This window comes from Agrobacterium genomosp. 2 str. CFBP 5494 (genome assembly GCF_900013495.1).
Lineage (GTDB): Bacteria > Pseudomonadota > Alphaproteobacteria > Rhizobiales > Rhizobiaceae > Agrobacterium > Agrobacterium pusense.
The window spans coordinates 1555697-1576958 of record NZ_LT009718.1 but is presented as its reverse complement, the minus strand read 5'-3'; the positions used below and the strand labels follow the sequence as shown (position 1 = coordinate 1576958).

Below are 21262 nucleotides of genomic sequence, written 5' to 3'. Positions count from 1 at the left end.
GCAATCCTGCGGATCTCAGCGCCAACCATGCCGAAAACCTGGAAAATTCGGCATAAAATCCTCCCAGACGCCGGGAAACCGCAGGGAAGCAAAAAAGAAAATTTAATCGGGGTTATGGTGCGGACGGCGGGACTTGAACCCGCAAGACCAATGGTCGGCAGATTTTAAGTCTGCTGCGTCTACCGATTTCGCCACGTCCGCATTGCGGCGCCATGAACCGTTTGGGGTCAAGTCGCTGCAAAGATGCTGTCATCGTTCAGGTGGTCGGCGCAAAGGCCGACCTTAAACACGACCGCGCCCCATCTACACAGTCCGGGCCGTTTCGGTCAACGGGGCCTCAGCCACACCAGGACTGATTTTTTCCCGAGAGCGGATGGGCCAGACCTTCGCGCACGAGCTGATCGGCGAAGGAGATGCCTGAACGCGAAAGGCGTGTCCGTTCCGTAGCTTGCCCGCCCGCAGCACCGGTAGATGCGACATCGAAGGCGCCGGCGTTCAGCATTTCGCGAAGCCTGACTTTCGCAATGAAACCGCGCTGGCGTTCTTCCATGCAGCGCGCCCGGTCGATCTGCGGAACCTCGATGCCGGCGAGCTGCATTTTGACGCCCTTCATCCAGAAGGTGTTGCCATCGGCCACACAATTGTTGAGGCCGGAGCGGCCGCAAAAGGCAAAAGTGCCGCTTTTTTCGCCGAGCGAGACCTTTTCGACTGAAGGGCGGGTTTCCGGCAGGATAGCTGCGACCTTGTTCTGAGAGGCCGTAGGCGGCATGGCGATGGGGCGTGGCGGAACCGGTGCGTTGCCGGGCAGGACGGGGGCAGCAGGGCGCATGGCCGCGACTTTCTCGGAGGTAACCGCCTCGCGCTTGGCCGCCGTCGTGACTTTAGGAGCGTTGGCTGCCGAAGACGTCGCCTTAGCAACAGCCCGCTGCGGCAAAAGACTATCGCGATGTTCGTAGGCCTGAATGCCGCCGGCAACCACACCCAGCATCAGCACCCAGGGCCAAACGCTACCGCCACTCGATTTCTTCGCCGTGCGGCGTCGCGCTGTCGATTTTCGGTTGCTCACGGTCGGACTCCTTTTTACGGAGCCGCATTATCGGCCAAAGGGGTTTCTGAAAGGTTGGCGTCCCGAAACAGCTGTGGAAAAGGTTTAGCGAACCTGATCCAGCAGGCGCTTGCATTCGAGCAGATCAAACAGGGCCTCCTGCAAAAGCGCCTGGTCATCCTTGCCAATGCCGGACTTGCCCACCGATATTTCAGCGTCGCTGCCGCCACCGCCAAAACCGAAAAACCGGCCGCTTGGCTTCGCCTTCGGACGGCCGACGACCTCATCGCCATCGGTATCGATAACCCGCGGCTCGTTGACTTCCTTTTCGCCGCTCGCCGCCATGATGGCTTCCATGGTCGCGAGATCACCGGAGGCAATGGCAGCCACGAAGCGGTTGCCATTGGCTTTCAGCAGCTTCTGCACGCCCTTGATAGTGTAGCCATGGTCATAAAGAAGATGACGTATGCCTTTCAGCAGGTCGATGTCATCAGGGCGGTAATAACGGCGGCCCCCGCCCCGTTTCATCGGCTTGATCTGCGGAAAGCGCGTTTCCCAGAAACGCAGCACATGCTGCGGCAGGTTCAGCTCATCCGCCACTTCACTGATCGTCCGAAACGCGTCGGGGCTTTTATCCAAATTTCCACTCCCATCCGAACCGGAGCGCCATGCATCCGGCCGGACACTGAACGAGAACGCTTTTCACCCGCCGGCCCGCATATCACGCAAGGTCAGGTCCGACCTTCGCGCCGACACCGGTTGCGGCAGGATACAAATCACTAAAATTGATTATGATGTGAGTCGACCGGATTTCAACGGCTTGCGCGTTGAAATTCAAGCATGTTCACAGGAAGAATGGGAAAAAGGGCTTACGGAGGCGCAAAACCGCGCCATGGCGCCGCTTCGCGCGCAGGCTTAGGTACCGGACTTCTGGCCCTTCTGCTTGGCTTTACGAGCGGTATGCGCTTTCAGAATGCGCTGCTTCAACACATTCGAAGCCTTGAAGGTCATGACGCGACGTGGGGAAATCGGAACTTCCTCCCCCGTCTTCGGGTTGCGGCCAATGCGCTCGTTCTTTTCCCTGATCTGAAACGTCGCGAAAGAGGAGAGCTTGACGACTTCACCGCGCGTGATCGCGTTGCATATTTCGTCGATAATCGTTTCGACCAGCTCAGCGGATTCGGTGCGGGACAGCCCGACTTTACGAAACACAGATTCTGCAAGATCTGCGCGTGTCACTGTCTTCCCGGCCATTTTTCCCCACAAACCGTGTCTGAATTCTTCTCTAGGAGACGCCGAGATTATTTCCCTTGTGGCGGCCGGTCAAGGGACTGTTCCAGATTCATTTGCGGCTTTCGGCAATCGCTGCAAGGGCTTAGAGCAACTGATACGGTTTTGACACAGGCCGAGCCGTCAAGACGCGCCTTATCGGGGCGTGAGCGCGAAAATCACAGCGGATTTCGCTTCACCGCCCCGGCAAACGCTGAAATCGCACCTTTACCAGCGCAGCAACACCGCACCCCAGGTGAAACCGCCGCCCATGGCCTCCAGCATGACAAGATCGCCCTTCTTGATGCGGCCATCACCTGCGGCAACGGCAAGCGCCAGCGGAATGGAGGCCGCGGAGGTATTGCCATGCTGATCGACGGTAATGACGACCTTTTCCGGGTCGATGTTGAGCTTTTTCGCCGATCCGTCGATGATACGCTTGTTGGCCTGATGCGGAACGAGCCAGTCGAGATCGTCAGACGTTGTGCCCGTGGCTTCGAATGCCTGCTCGATCACGTCGGTGATCATGCCGACGGCGTGTTTGAACACTTCGCGGCCTTCCATGCGCAGATGACCGACCGTGCCCGTTGTTGAGGGCCCGCCATCGACATAGAGCTTTTCCTTGTGCGAACCGTCGGAACGCAGCTGCGCCGTCAGGATACCGCGATCGGCAGAGGTACCCTCGCCTTCCCCAGCTTCCAGAACAAGCGCGCCGGCGCCATCGCCGAAGAGAACGCAGGTGGTGCGGTCCTTCCAGTCAAGAATGCGCGAAAAGGTCTCGGAGCCGATTACGAGAACGCGCTTGGCCATGCCGCCGCGAATATAGAGGTCGGCGGTAGAGACGGCATAGACAAAGCCGGAGCAGACAGCCTGCATGTCGAAGGCGAAGCCGTGGGTCATGCCGAGGCGGTTCTGGATGTTCACTGCCGTCGCGGGGAAGGTGTTATCCGGCGTCGAGGTGGCGAGGATGATGAGATCGATATCGTCGGGCGTGAGACCGGCATTGTCGAGAGCCGCACGCGCCGCCGCTTCGCCGAGAGACGCGGTGGTTTCACCTTCGCCGGCGATATAGCGCTGCTTGATGCCGGTTCGCTGCACGATCCATTCGTCTGACGTCTCCACGACGCCTTCGATTTCACTGTTGGTCATCACACGCTTCGGCAGCGCTGCCCCGAAACCACGAACTATAGAGCGGATCATTCCGTTATTCCTCGTCAGCCACGAGTGCTTCGGGCGCCGGGGGCGGAAGCCGTCTTGCGTGGTAAATCTTGAGATCGTTTTCTATCTTGGCCGTCAGGCCGTTATGAACCATGTCGTAGCCGACATCGACGGCGGAAGCAAAACCGATGGCATCCGTACCGCCATGGCTCTTGATGACAATGCCGTTCAGGCCGAGAAACACGCCGCCATTGACCTTGCGCGGATCCATCTTTTCACGCAGCACGTCGAAGGCGCTCTTTGCGAGAACATAACCGATCTTGGCGAAGAAGCTGCGGGAGATCGCCTCACGCAGCAACGTGCTGATCTGGCGGGCGGTGCCTTCGGCCGCCTTCAGCGCGATATTGCCCGTGAAACCTTCGGTCACCACGACATCAACCGTGCCCTTGCCGATATCGTCACCTTCGACGAAACCGCGATAATCGATGGTGCCGAGATCTGCCTCGCGGATCAGCCGTCCGGCCTCGCGAACCTCTTCCTGACCCTTCACCTCCTCGACGCCGACATTGAGCAGGCCGACCGTCGGACGGTCGATATCGAAGAGCGCGCGCGCCATGGCGCCGCCCATCAGGGCGAAATCCAGAAGCTGCTGGGAGTCGGCGCCGATCGTCGCGCCTATGTCGAGCACGATGCTTTCGCCCTTCAGTGTCGGCCAGATACCGGCGATTGCCGGGCGCTCCACCCGCGCCATGGTGCGCAGACAGAATTTCGCCATGGCCATCAGCGCACCGGTATTGCCGGCGGAAACGGCGACGTCAGCCTCGCCGAGTTTCACGGCCTCGATGGCGCGCCACATGCTGGAGACGTAGCGGCCGCGGCGCAGCGCCTGGCTGGGCTTCTCGTCCATGCTGACAGAGACTTCACAATCGTGAAAGACCGACTTTTCCCGAAGTGCGGGATATTGTGCCAGAATGGGGTCGCATTTGCTCTTCTGCCCGTAGAGCAGAAAAGTTACATCGTTGTGCCGTTCGAGCGCCTTGGCGGCACCCGGGATGGCAACATCTGGGCCGAAATCGCCGCCCATGACGTCAATTGCAATTCTGATCACTCGTCCCTTATCCTTACTTGCCGCCAATCAAGCGGATTTTGCGCGAAAATACCTTTTCCGGCCTTCGTTACAATAAAATTATTTCAGCCCGGCTGGGCCATTCAGTCTTTTTTCCAATCTTTCAGCACGGCAAAGGGCGATGGCCGCTTCTCTTCTTCAGGTTCTTTTTCGGCCGTTTCGGGGAACGCCGCATCCGGTTTGCGCGGATAGGGATCGATGGCAAGGGCGGCAAATTCGGCAACGACAGCGCCGACATCGATGCTGTCGCCGGTGAACTGATCGGGAATGTCGGGACCATCGGGATCGAGCACGATTTCGCCTTCTTCGTTCGTGACCATCCGCGCCAGTTTCGAACCTTCCGGCACGAAAATCTGCTCGACAGTCTCATCGATCTTGCTCGACACCGGCTCCAGCGTCACGACGCAGGACTGGGTCACGGCCGCATGCACCTCGCCTTTTACCTTCACGCCATCCTTCTTCCAGCGGGATACCTGCAGCTCTGCCTTCAGATATTCGACGGAAACCACGTCCCAGAATTTCGCCAGCGCCTTGAGTTCCTCGGCATCGGCTTCGAGACCAATCCTGACGGGATTGGCGGAAATATGGCCTACCTTCACGGGATAGGAGAAAGGCAGGTCGTCATTTGCGGCGTGTCGCGCGTTCATGTGAACCTCATCGTCCAGGCAAGGGCAGCGTCAGGCTTCCGGTTGCGATTGTTTCTTCGGAACAGGCGGCAAGGACGGAAGAAGCCTCCATCATCCAGCCCGCCAGCCCATCCAGCGCCGGCGCGTTCTCGTCTGCCTGCGGATATATATTGCGCCGGAGTGCCGCGACAAGGGCCGCAAGGTCGGACGTATCCAGCGCCGCCGCGTAGGATTCGAGACGGCCATAAAACATGCCGGCGAATTTCTTCATGCGTTTTGGCACGCCCTGATCGCCAATGCCAAGCTCACGGATGGAGTGATCAAGGTCCTGAAAGAAGGCGTCGACAATCTCCTGGGCAATCTCCTGCCCGCTGACACCGGAGGATTTGGTGCGGCGGAAATAGAGAATCATCATGACCGACAGCATCTCGAAACGGCCCATTACAGTGTCGGGGACCCCGAGATCGAGATAAAATTCGGGTGTGCGGGCTGCTGCCGTCAAGGTCGCATATTGCCTGTCAACTATGGCGCGATTGTTGTTTTTCTTCTTGAACAGCCCGAATATCATCGTTTTTTTTCCGAACGGGACGGGTGAATGCGCTTACCGCCCATCGCACTTGTTGCATGATCGTCAAAGCTGGTTTACCGAAGCATCCACGAATTGCAATGCTGTCGCGGTCACGTTCGTCTTTGCGCTGAAACAGTCGAAGAGAACCGGAGGAGTTCCAAAAGGCCGGGAAAGCATTGAATTTGGGGGGTGATCGGGATTTTCCGTCCCCGGATTGACACAATCATGTGCACAGACACTGTGCACCACGCAATGCCGGAAGGTGCCATTCATGATCGCAGTCGGGGAAAAGCAGTTGAGCAAGCAGAAATCCGCAAGTCACGGCAAAATTCTGAGCAAGACCGCCATCGCAATCGTGCTCGCATCCAGCCTGCTTTCCGCCTGCACCAGCACGACAGATGTATTCCATAACGGCTATGTCATGGACGAGCAGTCGCTCCAGCTGATCCCGGAAGGCTCGAGCCGTGAGCAGGTTCTCCTGACCATGGGCACGCCCTCCACGACCGCGACCTTCGGCAATGAAGTGTTCTATTACATCTCGCAGAAGCGTGTGCGCCGTGCGGCCTTCATGAAGCCGTCGCTGGTCGAACAGAACATTCTCGCCATTTATTTCAACAAGGACGGCGTCATCGAGCGCAAGGCCAACTACACGCTGCAGGACGGCAAGGTCTTCGACACGATTTCGCGCACCACGCCGACAGGCGGCAAGGACCTCACCTTCCTGCAGCAGCTGCTTTCCGGCGGCACCTCGGGCGCCAATATCGCCAAGAGCATTCTCGGCCAGGGCGGCAATACGCCCTGACCTCAGCAGGAACGGAAAATTCAAAGGCCCGGGGATCGCTCCCCGGGCCTTTTCAATTTGTCGAAACGGTAGCCTTCAGTGGGCGAGAACCGCCAGCAGCAGCAGCGCCACGATATTGGTAATCTTGATGGCCGGGTTGACCGCCGGACCCGCGGTATCCTTATAGGGATCGCCAACGGTATCACCCGTCACCGATGCCTTGTGCGCCTCCGAACCCTTGACGTGGCGCACGCCATCCTTGTCGACGAAACCGTCTTCGAAGCTCTTCTTGGCGTTATCCCACGCACCACCACCAGACGTCATGGAAATCGCCACGAAGAGGCCGTTGATGATGACACCGAGCAGTGATGCGCCGAGTGCGGCAAAGGCCGAGGCCTTGGAACCGGAGATCAGCAGCACACCGAAATAGACCAAGAGTGGCGCCAGAACCGGCAGAAGCGACGGGATGACCATTTCCCTGATCGCCGCCCTGGTGAGCAGGTCCACGGCCTTGCCGTAGTCAGGCTTTTCCGTGCCGGCCATGATGCCGGGTTTTTCGCGGAACTGGCGACGGACTTCCTCAACGATGGCGCCTGCCGCCTTGCCCACCGCCGTCATGGCAATGCCGCCGAAGAGATAAGGAATGAGGCCGCCGAACAGCAGGCCGGCAACCACGTAAGGGTTGGCGAGGCTGAAGGAAATCTCGCCTATATCCTTGAAGTAGGGATAGGTGTCGCCGTTGGCTGCGAAATAGGAAAGGTCGTTGGCATAGGCGGCAAACAGAACCAGCGCGCCGAGACCGGCTGAGCCGATGGCATAACCCTTGGTCACGGCTTTCGTGGTATTACCGACGGCATCCAGCGCGTCTGTCGCCTTGCGAACGTCTGGATCAAGACCAGCCATTTCAGCAATGCCGCCGGCATTGTCCGTGACCGGCCCGAAGGCATCGAGCGCGACGATCATACCGGCGAGACCAAGCATGGCGGTAACGGCAATACCGGTGCCGAACAGGCCACCGAGCTGGTAGGTGCCGATGATGCCGCCGACGATGACGATGGCCGGCAATGCGGTCGATTCGAGCGAAACGGCAAGCCCCTGGATGACGTTGGTGCCGTGGCCCGTCACCGAGGCCTGGGCGATGGAATTGACCGGGCGCTTGTTGGTGCCGGTATAATATTCGGTAATGACGACGATCAGCGCCGTCACGACGAGACCGACAAGGCCGCACAGGAAGAGATTGGTGCCGGTGATTTCCGTGCCGGCCACCGTGCCCACCGTCCCCCAGCCGATCGTCGCATAAGTGGCGACGGCAAGACCCGCGACGGAAAAGATACCGGTGGCGATCAGGCCCTTGTAGAGCGCGCCCATGATGGAATTGTTGGTGCCGAGCTTCACGAAGAAGGTGCCGGCAATCGAGGTCAGGATGCAGGCGCCGCAGATCGCCAGCGGATAGACCATTGCGCTTTCGAGTATCGGCGTTCCCGCAAAGAAGATCGCGGCGAGAACCATGGTGGCCACCACCGAAACGGCATAGGTCTCGAAAAGATCGGCCGCCATGCCAGCGCAGTCACCAACGTTGTCGCCGACATTGTCGGCGATGGTTGCGGGGTTGCGCGGGTCATCCTCAGGAATGCCCGCCTCGACCTTGCCGACGAGATCGCCGCCGACATCGGCGCCCTTTGTGAAGATGCCGCCGCCGAGACGCGCGAAGATGGAGATCAGCGACGCGCCGAATCCGAGCGACACCAGCGCATCGATCACTTCCCGCGAGCCGGGCGCATGGCCCATCACCGAGGTGAGGATGAAATAATAGATGGATACGCCGAGCAGCGCGAGGCCCGCCACCAGCATGCCGGTAATGGCGCCTGATTTGAACGCGATGTCGAGTCCGGCGGACAGGCTGTGTGACGCGGCCTGCGCCGTACGCAGATTGGCCCTGACGGACACATGCATGCCGACGAAACCGGCAACACCTGAAAGGACGGCACCGATGATGAAACCGATCGCGGCCATGGATGACAGGAGATACCAGGCCAGAACGGCGACGATCAGGCCGACGATGGCGATGGTGAGATATTGGCGGGTGAGATAAGCTTGCGCACCTTCACGGATATAACCTGCTATTTCACGCATGCGCTCGTTGCCCTGATCGGCATCGAGGACGCTCTTCGTTGCCCATACCGCGTAAACCACGGACAGGACACCGCATAAAATGACTATGGGTATTACGGTCATGCGCACTTACCTCCCAAAAGGCCGGGCCTCACTCCCACCCCGGCGTGGCGAAACCATGTGCAGCGGGACGCGGACGGCCTGTCCGAAGTCCCCTATTGGGCATTTGTTCCCCTCCCAAGGAAAAATGTCCTCGACGGGAGATTGCGTTGGCGCGACGTCTCGCGTCAAGCCCACAAATTTGCCTGAAACTTGAAAGGCGTAGCGCCGGCTATGCGACTGAGGCCGCTTTTCTGCGTGCCGTGTAGATGAGCGACAGCACCAGCAGGAGGCAAAGCCCTGAAACGGGCCAGATGACGAGGTTCATGACCGACCAGCCCCATGCCGTAAAGACCTTGCCGGAGGAGAAGGATGACAGGGCAACCGTGCCGAACAGCATGATATCGTGAAATCCCTGCACCTTGTCCGCTTCATGCGGGCGGTAACTTGACGTGATGATGGCGGTCGCACCGATGAAACCGAAATTCCAGCCAAGCCCGAGCAGAATCAGCGCCGTCCAGAAATTCCACAATTCGATGCCCATGTGGGCGACGATGGCACAGGCCATCAGCACGATGAGGCCGGAAGCGACAATCTTTTCCGCGCCGAACCGGGAAATCAGCATCCCGGTGAAGAAACTCGGGCCGAACATGGCAACGACGTGCCACTGGATGCCGAGCGTGGCGAGTTCGGTCGGGAAACCGCAGCCGACCACCATGGCAAGCGGTGCGCCGGTCATCATGAAGGTCATCAGCGCATAAGAGCCGATGCCGCAGATCATGCCGGTGACGAAACGCTGCGTGCGGACGATTTCAGAAAGCGGCCTTGCCGATTCAACATGGGTGGCGGCCTTGGGATCGGGCAACTTCAAAAACGCCAGAATGGCGATCGAAACGAGCCCCAATGGCACGAGCGCCATGAAAGCGCCGGCAAAGGTGACCGGCGCCAGCAGGTCCTTGCCGAAGATGGCGAGCTGCGGTCCGACAATGGCGGAGATGATACCGCCCGCAAGTATCCAGGAGATAGCCTTGGGTTTGTAGAAGGACGGCGATGCGTCGGCTGCGGCAAATCGGATCTTCTGCGTAAAGCCGCCGGAAATGCCGATCAGCAGCAGGCCGACGGCAAAAAGCCAGAAATCCGACCGGAAGAGCGCGACCGCAGCAACTCCGCCGCCGATCGAGCACATCAGTGCGCCGACCATGAAGCCAGCCTTGCGGCCGAGGAAACGGGATGCGGCCGCCACGCAGATCGCGCCAAGCGCCACACCGATATTAAACCCGGTAAGCGGTGCGGTCGCCAGCGACTTGTCGGCGCCAAGCAGTTGGTACCCTGCGAGCGCGCCGACGGAAAAGCTCATGGGCGCGGCCGATCCCATGATCGCCTGCGCCATGGTGAGGAGGAAGACGTTGCGCTTCGCCTCGTCCAGTTGACCTTCAAGTCCGGGGACGGAAACGGCGCTCATCTCTTCCTCATCTGCTTTTAGTTCAGCGTTTTGCCTCGCCGCGCACCTGCTTGGCAATGCGGTCAAGAACCGCATTCACTAGCTTCGGCTCGTCATGCTCGAAGAAAGCACGGGCGATTTCAACATATTCCGTGACAATGACGGCGACCGGCACGTCCTTGCGCTCGAGAATCTCGAAAGTTCCTGCACGCAGGATAGCGCGGACGGTGGCGTCGAGTCGCGACAGCGGCCAGTCTTCGAGAAGGGCGGAGCGCACCAGCGGGTCGATCTTCGTCTGGTCACGCACGACGCCCGAGACGATTGAACGGAACCACGACGGGTCGGCCTTGAGATAGGTATCGCCATCGACTTCCTGGCCGAGACGATGCGCTTCATATTCAGCGACGACTTCCATAACGCCGGTTCCGCCGACATCCATCTGATAAAGCGCCTGCACGGCCGCAAGGCGGGCTGCGCCGCGCTGATTGGCGGGCTTTACCGAAGGCTGGCGCGGTTCACCGCCATTTTCCACATTAGACATGCGTTCAGCCACCCAGTTTTTTCTTCAACTCGATCATCGTGAGCGCCGCACGGGCAGCGAAACCACCCTTATCCTTGTCGGAGCGGCGCACGCGCGCCCAGGCCTGCTCGTCGTTCTCGACGGTGAGGATGCCGTTGCCGATCGGCAGCGATTCGCTGACGGCCAGATCCATCAGGGCGCGGGAAGATTCGTTGGCGACGATATCGAAGTGATAGGTCTCGCCACGAATGACCATGCCGAGCGCGACAAAACCGTCATATTCGGTGCCGTCATTGTCGGCGCCATCAAGCGCCATGGCGATGGCGGCCGGGATTTCGAGCGCGCCGGGAACGGTGATGACGTCATAGGTGGCGCCGGCTTCATCAAGCGCGAACTTCGCGCCTTCGAGAAGAGCGTCGGCCATATCATCGTAAAAACGTGCTTCCACGATAAGAAGATGGGGTTTGGACATGTGAGGGTTCCTGGGGATTTTCCCGAAAAGCTTGACGCCGGATCACACCGGCATTTGCGGCGGTCAAACCACGGCTGGCCGTTTTTGGCAAGTAATTTCATGTGTCGGCGGCGCAAGCGGCCGCGTTTGCAGGGCATTTGGCCGGGTTTTGCGCTCCCGGCGCGGCTCCCCGTGAATCAGGTTTTCTGGAAAGCGAGATGGACGCCGAGCCCCATCAGCACCGTTCCGGCAGCGCGGCGGGCAAACACCTGCACCGCGCTGGAACGCTTCAAGCGCCCGATCATCGCGCCCGCAAGAAGCACGCCGACGAGATCGGCGGAGGAGAAAATGAAATTGACGGCGATGCCAAGGATCAGGAACTGCAGCCAGACGGGAAAGGCGGCGGCCGGATCGACGAATTGCGGCAGGAAAGCCAGAAAGAACAGCGCTGTCTTCGGGTTGAGTACATCAACGATGATGCTGTCGATGAAGGCGCGGCGTGCCGATTTCGGCTCGATGGTCAGATTGACCGCCTCGCCTTCCATCTTGCTGCGCAACATCGAGAAGCCGAGCCAGACGAGATAAAGCGCGCCACAGAGCTTCACGGCGAGATAGAGCCACGGAACCGCCTGAAACAGCACCGAGAGACCGGCCGCAGAGGCGAAGATGTGGACATAGCAGCCGACATGGATGCCGAGCACTGCCATCAATCCGGCAAACCGGCCGCGCGCCATGGTCTGCGCCGCCGCGTAAAGCATGGCCGGACCGGGGATATAGGCGAACAGTGCGGTGGTTATGAAAGAGGCGGTCAGCAGTTCGAAGGAAGGCATGATGTATTTCCCCTACCCCGTTTGGCTCGCGGTCGATTTCAAACGGCCAAAAAGTCCTATAGCGTTTCCAGCTTCATCGGAAGCGGGTGCTTGAGAACAACTGCTATAGGCCGCGATTTCAGGTGTTGGCCACTCCCCTTTCCGTCATTCCGGCCTTGAGCCGGAATCAGTCGACGCGCGTCTGCGCGGCGGGAAAAGTTCTTTCAACCCAAAGACTTGGGCTGACTGGATTCCGGCTCGAGGCCGGAATGACGGAGGAGGCGTCGGTGCGTCCTCCTCTCCAAAGCATCGTCACATTACGCAGAGGGGAATTCCGCAAGCCGCGCGGCGTAACGCGCCATGGTGTCGACCTCGAAATTGACGAAATCGCCCGGCTGGCGCTCACCCCAGGTGGTGACGGAAAGCGTGTGGCGGATCAGGAGAACGTCGAAATCCGTGCCTTCGACGGCGTTGACGGTGAGCGACGTGCCGTCGAGCGCCACGGAACCCTTGGGCGCCACGAATTTCGCCAGATGTTCCGGCGCGCGCAGGCGGATACGCACCGCCTCGCCTTCCGGCTCGACCGACAGGATTTCCGCCTTGCCGTCCACATGGCCGGAGACGATATGACCGCCAAGCTCATCGCCGATCTTGAGCGCCCGCTCCAGGTTGACGTGCGTGCCCTTCTGCCAGCTGGCGATCGTCGTCAGGCGCAAGGCCTCTTCCCATGCTTCGACCTCGTACCAGCGCTCATTGCTGCCATCATCAGGCAGTCTCGTCACCGTCAGGCAGACGCCGCCATGGGAGATGGACGCGCCCATATCGATGGTCTTGGGATCGTAATTGGTCGCCACGCGCAGGCGGACACCCTCGGCCAAGGCCTCCAGTTCGGAAACGGTTCCGACATCGGTGACAATTCCGGTAAACATCAAATCGGCCTTTCATAATTGAAGCAGCGATCCGGCCCGTAGGCGGTTTCACTGATCAGAGCATAGTCGCCCTTGATGTCGGCACGGCTGAGCGGCGTTTCAATGCCGCCCTTGCCGATCACGACGGGGCTTTCAAACAGCATGATACGATCCACCAATCCAGCTTCAAGGAATGATTTTGCGGCAAAAGCGCCGCCTTCAACTAGAAGTTCCGACATGCCGCTTTCGGCAAGGATGTGGAGGAGGTTTTCGAGCGTGGGGGCTTCGAGGACCTGGACGCCGGCGTTGGTCAGGAGTTGGCGGCGGAGGTCGAGGTTACCCCCCTCTGCCCTGCCGGGCATCTCCCCCTCAAGGGGGGAGATCGGCAAGGGGCTGTCCGCTCGTTCAAATTGCGCCCTAGACGCACCCCTCCAGCCGTCGATGCAGGGCGGAGCAGCGCTCCATCGATCTCCCCCTTGAGGGGGAGATGCCCGGCAGGGCAGAGGGGGGTAAGGCGGCAACCACCACCGGAACTTCCCGCGCACTCCGCACCAGTTTCGACGTCAATGGCAATTCAAATTGCCGATCCAGCACGATCCGCACAGGCGAGCGGTTTTCCAGACCGGCAATGCGCACGGTCAGCTCAGGATCATCCGCGATAGCGGTCCTGATACCAACGAGAATGCAGTCGCAGCGCGCCCGAAGTTGGTGCACTGCATGGCGTGACTCAGGGCCGGTAATGGCAATCTGCCCCTCACCTTGCCTGCCGATCATTCCGTCAGCAGAAACCGCAAGCTTCAGAATCACATGCGGGCGTTTTTTCACCTGTCTTGTGAGGTAACCGGCGAGCGCCCGTTGGGCTTCGGCACGCAGCAGACCGGTTTCCACCACGATACCAGCATCGCGCAATATCTGATAACCACGGCCGGAGACGCGCTCGTCCGGATCGTCCACCGCGACCACGACACGGGCAACGCCATATTCCACCAGCGCGTTGGCGCAGGGCGGGGTTTTACCCCAGTGTGAACAGGGTTCGAGCGTCACGTAGGCGGTCGCGCCACGTGCCGCCTCGCCGGCCAGTTCCAGCGCCTGCCGTTCGGCATGGGGGCGTCCGCCGATGGCGGTCACGGCCTCGGCGATGATTTGTCCGTCCTTGACGAGAACACAGCCGACCGAGGGGTTGGTCAGCGTCTGGCCCTGGTGGCGAAGCGAAACCTCGATGGCCCGCGCCATGAACCTTTCGTCATCGGCACGGCTCATCACGTCTATGCTCCAGCGTCGGTATCGCGCGCGATCTTGGCGTTGATTTCGGCAATCACGTTCTCGAAATCCTCGGCATGGCTGAAATCCCGATAGACCGAAGCATAACGAACGAAGGCGACGTCATCGAGGCTTTTCAGCGCTTCCAAAACCTGAAGACCGATTTCTTCCGAGGGAATTTCCGTCTCGCCGGAGCTTTCCAGACGACGGGCAATACCTGATACGGCCCGTTCGATCCGGTCTCGATCGACCGGCCGCTTGCGCAGCGCGATCTCGAAGGAACGCACCAGCTTTTCGCGGTCGAAAGGAAGCTTGCGGCCGCTTTTCTTGATGACCATCAGTTCGCGCAGTTGCACGCGCTCATAGGTCGTAAAGCGGCCGCCGCAATCCGGGCAGATGCGCCGCCGGCGGATGGAGGTGTTGTCCTCCGCCGGACGCGAGTCCTTGACCTGTGTGTCTTCGGAACCGCAGAATGGGCAGCGCATCGTCTTCTTTCCTTACATGTACGGATACATTGGGAAACGGTCCGTCAGGCCGACGACCTTTTCACGCACCGCAGCCTCGACGGAGGCATTGCCTTCATCCGAATTGGCGACCTTAAGACCATCGAGAACCTCAACGATCAGCTTGCCGATTTCGCGGAATTCCGCTTCCTTGAAACCGCGCGTCGTGCCGGCCGGCGTGCCGAGACGGACACCAGAGGTAACGAAGGGCTTTTCCGGGTCGAAGGGAATGCCGTTCTTGTTGCAGGTGATGTAGGCGCGACCAAGGGCTGCCTCCGCACGCTTGCCGGTGGCGTTCTTCTTGCGAAGGTCGACCAGCATCAGGTGGTTGTCGGTACCGCCGGAAACGACATCAAGACCGCCTTCAACCAGGGTTTCGGCCAGCGCCTTGGCGTTCTTCACGACCTGTGCGGCATAATCCTTGAACTCGGGCTTCAGCGCTTCACCGAAGGCAACAGCCTTGGCGGCGATGACGTGCATCAGCGGGCCGCCCTGCAGGCCGGGGAAGACGGCGGAGTTGAACTTCTTCGCCAGATCCTCGTCGTTGGTGAGGATCATGCCGCCACGCGGGCCGCGCAGGGACTTGTGCGTCGTCGTGGTTGCGACGTGGCAGTGCGGGAACGGCGACGGGTGCTGGTCACCAGCCACGAGACCGGCGATGTGGGCCATGTCGACCATGAGGTAAGCGCCGACTTCGTCAGCGATTTCGCGGAAGCGCTTCCAGTCCCACACGCGCGAATAGGCGGTGCCGCCGGCGAGAATGAGCTTCGGCTTATGTTCCTTGGCCTTGCGCTCCACTTCGTCCATGTCCAGCAGGTTATCGCCTTCGCGCACGCCGTAGGACACGACGTTGAACCACTTGCCGGACATGTTGACCGGGGAACCATGCGTCAGGTGACCTCCCGAATTCAGATCGAGACCCATGAAGGTGTCGCCCGGCTGCAGCAGCGCGAGGAACACGGCCTGGTTCATCTGCGAGCCGGAATTCGGCTGAACGTTGGCGAAGTTGACGCCGAACAGCTTCTTGGCGCGTTCGATGGCGAGTTCTTCAGCAATGTCGACGAACTGGCAGCCGCCGTAATAACGCTTGCCCGGATAACCTTCCGCATATTTGTTCGTCATGATCGAACCCTGTGCTTCGAGCACGGCACGGGAAACGATGTTTTCCGAGGCAATCAGTTCGATCTCGTGGCGCTGGCGGCCCAGTTCCTTCTCGATCGCGCCGAAAATTTCCGGATCGACATCGGCAAGCGGACTGGAGAAGAAAGCATCTGTGTTCGACATGGTGAAGGCTCCTGAAACAGTAATGCGATGGCGTCTTAGCGCCCTGCCCGAACAAGAGCAATACGGAGAGCGAGATTTGCCCGTCAAACTGCGACGTCGCGACGAAAAGTGGCAGTTGTTTTCAGGAAAAGCAGAGCGCGACGGAAACTTAAAGGCGGCGCTGCGATGATGCGCGGCCAAGCCGCGCACCTGCGTCATCCTCGGGATGGCCCCGAGGATCTGCAATGCTCTATTTTACGATAGGTGATTAGGTCCTCGGGACAAGCCCGAGGATGACGGCGGAGGGACTGGCCGGTTTCCGGCGATCACCTCTCCCCTCGCTCACAATTCAAAGCTTATGGCAAAAGCCCGATCAGTTGCGCGGCAGCAGATCGTCGTCCACGGCACCGGCCGGCTGTTCCATGCCCGCCGTCGTGTTCAGCGCCAGTTCGGCATTGCCGTCCTTGCCGTAGATATCGTCGCGGAACTGAACCACGCCGTCCTTCGCCGACCATGCGGTGATGTAGACGAAGTAGACGGGCACTTCCTGTGCGAGCTTGATCGGCGTGTTGACGCGCGAGGCAATGACACGTTCCATTTCCTGGCGCGACCAGCCGGGCGTATCGCGCAGCAGCCACGACGTCAGGTCGCGCACGTTCTGCACGCGGACGCAACCGGAGGACTCAAAGCGCATCAGCTTGTTGAACAGGCCCTGCTGCGGCGTGTCGTGCATGTATTCGTTGTTCGGATTGTGGAAGTTGATCTTCGTCGAGGACATGGCGTTGATCTTGCCGGGGTCCTGACGGAACATCAGGTTCGGCGCTTTCGGCGCGAACCAGTCGACCGTGGTCGGCGAGACTTCCTGTCCCTTGCCGTCGATAAGGCGGATGTTGTTCCGCTCCAGATAGGTCGGGTCCTTCTGCATCAGCGGCACGATGTCCTTTTCGACGATCGAGCGCGGAGCAGTCCAGTAAGGGTTGAGGATGACCTCGTAAATCTTGGAATTGATAACGTGCGTCGGACGGCTGGCGCGGCCGACAACGGCAGTGTTGCGCAGCACGACGCGTTCGTTTTCAACGGCTTCAATGGCGGCGGCCGGAATATTCACCATCAGGTGACGCTGACCGAGATCGCCGGACATGGACTGGATGCGCACGAGGTTGGTCTGCAGCTGCGCGAGACGGATCTGCGCGGACACATTGAGAGCCTTGGTGGTATATTCGCCGCTGACGCCGTCAGCCGGAAGGCCATGACGGGCCTGGAAACGCTTCAGCGCGCCATCGACATAGGAGTCGAAGGCGCTGGAAATGCCGGCTTCACGCGGCAGGTCGCCCGATACCATCAGTCGCTGGCGCAGTGCCTGAACGGAGGGATCGGAGACGCCGATCTGCAGACGCTGCTGCGACGCCGGAACTTCCGGCCAGCCGCCATTCTGCACGATCTGCTGATATTGCATGATCGCCTGCTGCATATAGACGGGGGCTTCGCGGCCGAGGACCGGATTGTTGGAAACGACGCCCACAGCCGAACGCGACGTATTGGCGTCGAACTGGTCATCCCAGTTGCCGCGGCGCGAGGAACCCATGAGATCGTTAAACGCGTCCTGCGCCAAGGCCGGCGCAGCGAGCGCGGCGACACCAGCGGAAACGGCCGAGCGCAGAAGCGTGCGGCGCGATACGGAATTGGAAACGGATGTCTTTGTCATTCTACCTACCAGCCACTCTATTCGGCATTCTCTATAATGCCTAAATCAATATGATTAACAAACACGTACAACGTGCCTGCCGGCCTGGAATACTCGACACCCATCGCCTGGGCGCTATTGTCTGGCAGAACGGTCGGGACTTGCCGCGACAGCAGGAGAAACAGCCGGCTCCTCAAGCTTTGCGGGTCTCATATCAATATGGCCAATTCGTGTCACGGGCCATTTCTCACGAAGCTGTGTATGCCCCACAAAACAGGGTTCCTACGAGCTTTGCAGGTTGGGCTTGACATGAAGAAACGGCAGAGATGTAGCCGCCGAATCCGCAGGCCGGGAGCAAGAATGCCCCCGGCCTAAACAGTGAAACCGTCGCGGTATTACAGGCGGTAAGCGATCGAGTCGTTCCACGGATGTTCCACACTTGATAAAATTGTGTGATTTCCAATGACTGGCGCGCAGGTGGCGCGTTATCGCGCGCTTGGGATTGGTGGCGCGTCAAGAGGTATAGCAGCGCGTAGCAGCTTTTCAATCGCAGCGGCGCTCTTCTCCAGATAGTCGGGTGAGGCCGAAGCGTATATTTCAGTGATGTTAAAAGAAGGCATCCTATGTCCGAGCTGTGCGCCAACCTCCCACGGAGAAACACCTTCCCGGCGAAGCCAGCGGGCCACGGTGTGCCTACATGAGTAGGCAGTGACCTTCCTATCCATCTTTGCCCGACCCACCGCCTTTCGGATGCCATTAATAGCTTTGTCGATGCCCTGGCCTCTCCACATGATGACATAGGGCGTGGTCTTATCCATTCCGTCGAGCACTTCCCGAACAAAGGGAACGAGCTTCACCGTTGCGCGACGCTTTGAGGTTTGCTTGCGCCCTTGTGGGTTGAGGTAGATCAGCCCCTCCTCAAAGTCGATCTGCTCCCAAGTGAGGTGGCAAATGGCTTCGTTACGGGCACCCGTGCCGAGCATGAGAATGAGGAACAGGCGGATGTGGTCGGCGGCGTGCGTGTAGAGCAGCCGGATTTCTGCGACCGATAGCGGCCTACCCTTCGGAGGCGTTTCTTCGCGGGGAAGCGACTGGATGAACGGCACGGATGAAATCACGTTGCGCTTATAAGCCCGGTTGATAGCCGTGCGGCCAGCCTCAAGAACCCGGTTCACGCTGCTGACCTTTAGATTTTTCTGCAACAAGTGTTCGCGGAATTCCTCTTGCTTACGCACATTCCGAACATGTTCAACGGTGGCTTTTTCGCCATAGAACTCCCGCCAGTAGCGAAGTACGATCTTCGTGGACTCGTAAGACCTCAGCTTGATGGCGTGATGGTCGAGGTAATCTTGAAACACCTCTTTCAGCGTGACCTCAGACGGCGGCAGATCCTGCGCCGTCCGCATCCTCTGTTCCATATACCACGCATCGAGGCGGCGCTTGGCTTCCTCGAAATCGTCGGTGCCAAGGCTTGCCCGCTTAGTGCGGCGGCTAGCTTCTTCGTAAAAGCAGCGATACCACGCAGGACTTCCGGCCCGTTGACCAAGCCAGAAGTCCCCCACGCGATATTCCTTCTTCGCGTAACGGCTCAATCCTTCACACCCCGCAGAAGCATGTCGGCGATATGGATGCCGAGGTAGCGGATCTTTCGGGGCCCTAGCGCGACGAACTGTGTCAGCCCATCCCGCCGCCAGCGCTTGAGGGTGCTTGGATCTATGTTGATGATGTGGGCCGCTTGCTCCTCCCCATATTGCCGGAAGAGGGCAAACCCGTACTCTTTGGCGATAGCTTCTCGCATACCTTTAACCTCTTCAGCCACAGGACGCTCCTAACTTAAATAGGTACACACAAAACATGGGAACTTCAATTACCGCTATACCTATAATGCACCACTTTAATAAACCCCATTTCGACTTTGCGAAAAGGCTAATGGCGATCATCAGGGCAACGAAGTAAAGAGCTGCCGTTCCGAATGCGATGTAGAATGCAGTCGCAACGGGCGAGGCCAGGCAGTAGACAAAGGGATATGACCACATCCAGACCGAAAGGTAGTTTGCGGTATAGAGAACGCCGAACGCGAAGGCCACGTGCTCCAGACCTATGTGCGGTACTTTTGCCATCTCCGCCCCCTCCTCTGTCGGAATGGTTTGCGGATAACGGCTGACCTCTTCCGAGATTTTGGCCTGCGCCGGGAGGCCAACGAAGCCGCCTTGCGTAGAACCTTGTTGAACAACCAGAGCAAGAGCTGGAAGCTGAAGACGGCGAGCTTTGAAGCCACCTTCGCCAGCAGTGTGATGAAGCGCCGGGCGAAGCTCATGCGAACCTCTTAACCAGAACACGGCGCTTTCCGGTGCTCCTCCGCAATCCTCTCTGCGACAACTCAACCATTTTGCCGGCGCGCCAGACCCATGTAAACTTTTCGCTCCACTGAACAGAACGATTCTCAACAAGGTGAATGTGGTTGATGTAAACCCCCGCCCACTCTCCAGTGGATAGACGTTTTACACCCTCCAATGATGAGGGCGTTTCGTCTCCGGTGTTCCCTGCATATTCGTACCAGACCTTGAATGCCTTATACTTCTTCAAAAGCCATGGGGGGCATTCTTGACGGTTGCCTCGTGGCTTCTCCCCCGCTGGCTTCTCGATGCCGAAGCTCTTGTTCGGCTGGCGGTTGAACGTCAATTCCTTACTCATATGAGCCTCCATCACCCCCGCTGGCGACGACTTGACGCCTCTAGGCCAGGGGTATGGGAGCGATCCTGCCATCAAGGATTTTTTAGTCTAATCATAGTAATCTAGAAGCGAATCTATATTTCTAGGACTGAAGATGCCTAATGAAGAGACTGGTCAATTTAACTACCCAATCCCGAAACGTCTTAAAACGAAATTCAATGAAATAACTGTCGGGAAAAAGCAGCAAGACGTCGTAGTAAAACTGGTGGAAGCCTTTGTTCGAGATCCCTCCATAGCCGGCGTATATGACCGAAAAGGATCTCATAACCTATCTCCTGCCGACAGTATTGGCTTGGTCGACGTGATCGAAGATTTTCGGGATTTTGATTTCACCGACTATTTCGAAGATGCATATCCGACCTACATCTTCATCCGCGACTATGCAGCGTTTCGCTACAAGGGCTTTCACTGGAATCTTATTACAAGCCTATCGCATGTAGGGCCCCGCTTTCACATTTCCTTTCCTGAACCTACAGACGACATTGGCCGCGCCCTTGTGCAAGAGCTAGTTAAAGGAGCCACCAAACACGGAGGGAGCTTCACCACGGTCTCTACCCGTTCAGATGCAGACCTTTTGCCGCACCTTGTCATTGTGACACCCAAATTAGTGATTTATTCCCTTGATACCCCTTACCATGTGTCCAACGTGGCCTATGTTCATGATCGCAGTATTAATGAAGTCCAACATATCATAAGAACGGTATTAACCCCTCCTCATGGCGTCGAGACGTTTGTGATGGATAATCGAGATTAGTGACGCACCAGCCACTTGTTGCCGATTTCCCCTAGTTGCAATTCCATCTCACCCACCCACGCCCCGGTAAACGCTGATAAGCCGGAGGCGCATGGTACGGGTTAGCTGTAGCTTGATCGTAGTAGTGCAAGATATGGGTTTGTGACCAAACC

Annotated in this window: 22 protein-coding genes, 1 tRNA gene and 1 pseudogene; 2 read left to right on the top strand and 22 right to left on the bottom strand. The window is 58.9% G+C overall.

Annotation, left to right across the window (positions count from 1 at the left end; genetic code table 11):
• Positions 1-115: 115 nt before the first annotated feature.
• The 8 genes from AGR2A_RS07750 to AGR2A_RS07715 form a co-directional block, all read right to left on the bottom strand.
• Positions 116-201: transfer RNA gene (locus AGR2A_RS07750), tRNA-Leu, on the bottom strand.
• A 136-nt stretch (positions 202-337) separates the two neighbouring features.
• Entirely contained in the window at positions 338-1066 is a 729-nt protein-coding gene (locus tag AGR2A_RS07745) for a thermonuclease family protein (RefSeq protein ID WP_072494284.1), read from the bottom strand.
• 84 nt (positions 1067-1150) lie between these two features.
• The gene (locus AGR2A_RS07740; RefSeq protein ID WP_004441196.1) at positions 1151-1684 is read right to left on the bottom strand and encodes a MerR family transcriptional regulator; all 534 of its coding nucleotides are present in this window, start codon (positions 1682-1684) and stop codon (positions 1151-1153) included.
• A gap of 276 nt (positions 1685-1960) precedes the next feature.
• On the bottom strand, positions 1961-2299 hold the full coding sequence (locus AGR2A_RS07735; RefSeq protein ID WP_006697942.1) for an integration host factor subunit alpha: 339 nt from the start codon (positions 2297-2299) through the stop codon (positions 1961-1963).
• Positions 2300-2542: 243 nt separating this feature from the next.
• Positions 2543-3514 (bottom strand): beta-ketoacyl-ACP synthase III, encoded by a 972-nt coding sequence (locus tag AGR2A_RS07730; protein ID WP_059752548.1) that lies wholly within the window; start codon positions 3512-3514, stop codon positions 2543-2545.
• Positions 3515-3518: 4 nt separating this feature from the next.
• A complete protein-coding gene (gene plsX / locus AGR2A_RS07725; protein ID WP_004441191.1) occupies positions 3519-4580 on the bottom strand; it encodes a phosphate acyltransferase PlsX in 1062 nt (353 codons plus the stop codon).
• A gap of 101 nt (positions 4581-4681) precedes the next feature.
• Positions 4682-5245, bottom strand: a complete 564-nt coding sequence (locus AGR2A_RS07720; protein ID WP_006697939.1) for a YceD family protein — start codon at positions 5243-5245, stop codon at positions 4682-4684.
• Positions 5246-5252: 7 nt separating this feature from the next.
• Complete coding sequence (locus AGR2A_RS07715) at positions 5253-5792, bottom strand: ubiquinol-cytochrome C chaperone family protein (protein WP_072494283.1); 540 nt, start codon at positions 5790-5792, stop codon at positions 5253-5255.
• Positions 5793-6063: 271 nt separating this feature from the next.
• Here AGR2A_RS07715 and AGR2A_RS07710 point away from each other — a divergent pair, with 271 nt between their 5' ends.
• Positions 6064-6594, top strand: a complete 531-nt coding sequence (locus AGR2A_RS07710; RefSeq protein ID WP_004441184.1) for an outer membrane protein assembly factor BamE — start codon at positions 6064-6066, stop codon at positions 6592-6594.
• Between the two features lie 75 nt (positions 6595-6669).
• On the opposite strand, the gene AGR2A_RS07705 is transcribed toward AGR2A_RS07710, so the two are convergent.
• From AGR2A_RS07705 to AGR2A_RS07640, 14 genes and pseudogenes are all read right to left on the bottom strand, one after another.
• Complete coding sequence (locus tag AGR2A_RS07705; RefSeq protein WP_037089006.1) at positions 6670-8808, bottom strand: sodium-translocating pyrophosphatase; 2139 nt, start codon at positions 8806-8808, stop codon at positions 6670-6672.
• A 208-nt stretch (positions 8809-9016) separates the two neighbouring features.
• Positions 9017-10246: an MFS transporter gene (locus AGR2A_RS07700; protein ID WP_072494282.1), complete on the bottom strand. Its 1230-nt coding sequence runs from the start codon at positions 10244-10246 to the stop codon at positions 9017-9019.
• Positions 10247-10268: 22 nt separating this feature from the next.
• Entirely contained in the window at positions 10269-10766 is a 498-nt protein-coding gene (nusB, locus tag AGR2A_RS07695; protein WP_004441180.1) for a transcription antitermination factor NusB, read from the bottom strand.
• Between the two features lie 4 nt (positions 10767-10770).
• Positions 10771-11217 carry a 6,7-dimethyl-8-ribityllumazine synthase gene (gene ribH / locus AGR2A_RS07690; protein WP_004441178.1) on the bottom strand — a complete coding sequence of 149 codons (447 nt, stop codon included), beginning with the start codon at positions 11215-11217 and terminating at the stop codon, positions 10771-10773.
• 176 nt (positions 11218-11393) lie between these two features.
• Positions 11394-12026 carry a LysE family translocator gene (locus AGR2A_RS07685; protein ID WP_072494281.1) on the bottom strand — a complete coding sequence of 211 codons (633 nt, stop codon included), beginning with the start codon at positions 12024-12026 and terminating at the stop codon, positions 11394-11396.
• Positions 12027-12322: 296 nt separating this feature from the next.
• Positions 12323-12934, bottom strand: a complete 612-nt coding sequence (locus AGR2A_RS07680; protein WP_006697934.1) for a riboflavin synthase — start codon at positions 12932-12934, stop codon at positions 12323-12325.
• A pseudogene (ribD, locus tag AGR2A_RS07675) lies at positions 12934-14176 on the bottom strand (bifunctional diaminohydroxyphosphoribosylaminopyrimidine deaminase/5-amino-6-(5-phosphoribosylamino)uracil reductase RibD). The gene AGR2A_RS07680 and the pseudogene ribD overlap by 1 nt, the downstream one beginning before the upstream one ends.
• Positions 14177-14178: 2 nt before the next feature.
• Entirely contained in the window at positions 14179-14658 is a 480-nt protein-coding gene (gene nrdR, locus AGR2A_RS07670) for a transcriptional regulator NrdR (RefSeq protein ID WP_003512508.1), read from the bottom strand.
• A gap of 12 nt (positions 14659-14670) precedes the next feature.
• Complete coding sequence (gene glyA, locus AGR2A_RS07665) at positions 14671-15960, bottom strand: serine hydroxymethyltransferase (RefSeq protein WP_004441171.1); 1290 nt, start codon at positions 15958-15960, stop codon at positions 14671-14673.
• A gap of 352 nt (positions 15961-16312) precedes the next feature.
• Complete coding sequence (locus AGR2A_RS07660; RefSeq protein ID WP_006700203.1) at positions 16313-17644, bottom strand: L,D-transpeptidase family protein; 1332 nt, start codon at positions 17642-17644, stop codon at positions 16313-16315.
• A gap of 464 nt (positions 17645-18108) precedes the next feature.
• Positions 18109-19215 (bottom strand): tyrosine-type recombinase/integrase, encoded by a 1107-nt coding sequence (locus AGR2A_RS07655; RefSeq protein WP_080822642.1) that lies wholly within the window; start codon positions 19213-19215, stop codon positions 18109-18111.
• Positions 19212-19442, bottom strand: a complete 231-nt coding sequence (locus AGR2A_RS07650) for a hypothetical protein (protein WP_234825313.1) — start codon at positions 19440-19442, stop codon at positions 19212-19214. Before AGR2A_RS07650 ends, AGR2A_RS07655 begins: the two co-directional genes overlap by 4 nt.
• The gene (locus tag AGR2A_RS07645; RefSeq protein WP_080822638.1) at positions 19435-19962 is read right to left on the bottom strand and encodes a hypothetical protein; all 528 of its coding nucleotides are present in this window, start codon (positions 19960-19962) and stop codon (positions 19435-19437) included. The genes AGR2A_RS07650 and AGR2A_RS07645 overlap by 8 nt, the downstream gene beginning before the upstream one ends.
• On the bottom strand, positions 19937-20317 hold the full coding sequence (locus tag AGR2A_RS07640; RefSeq protein ID WP_080822636.1) for a hypothetical protein: 381 nt from the start codon (positions 20315-20317) through the stop codon (positions 19937-19939). The genes AGR2A_RS07645 and AGR2A_RS07640 overlap by 26 nt, the downstream gene beginning before the upstream one ends.
• A gap of 133 nt (positions 20318-20450) precedes the next feature.
• Here AGR2A_RS07640 and AGR2A_RS07630 point away from each other — a divergent pair, with 133 nt between their 5' ends.
• Entirely contained in the window at positions 20451-21110 is a 660-nt protein-coding gene (locus tag AGR2A_RS07630) for a hypothetical protein (protein WP_139786350.1), read from the top strand.
• Positions 21111-21262: the final 152 nt, after the last annotated feature.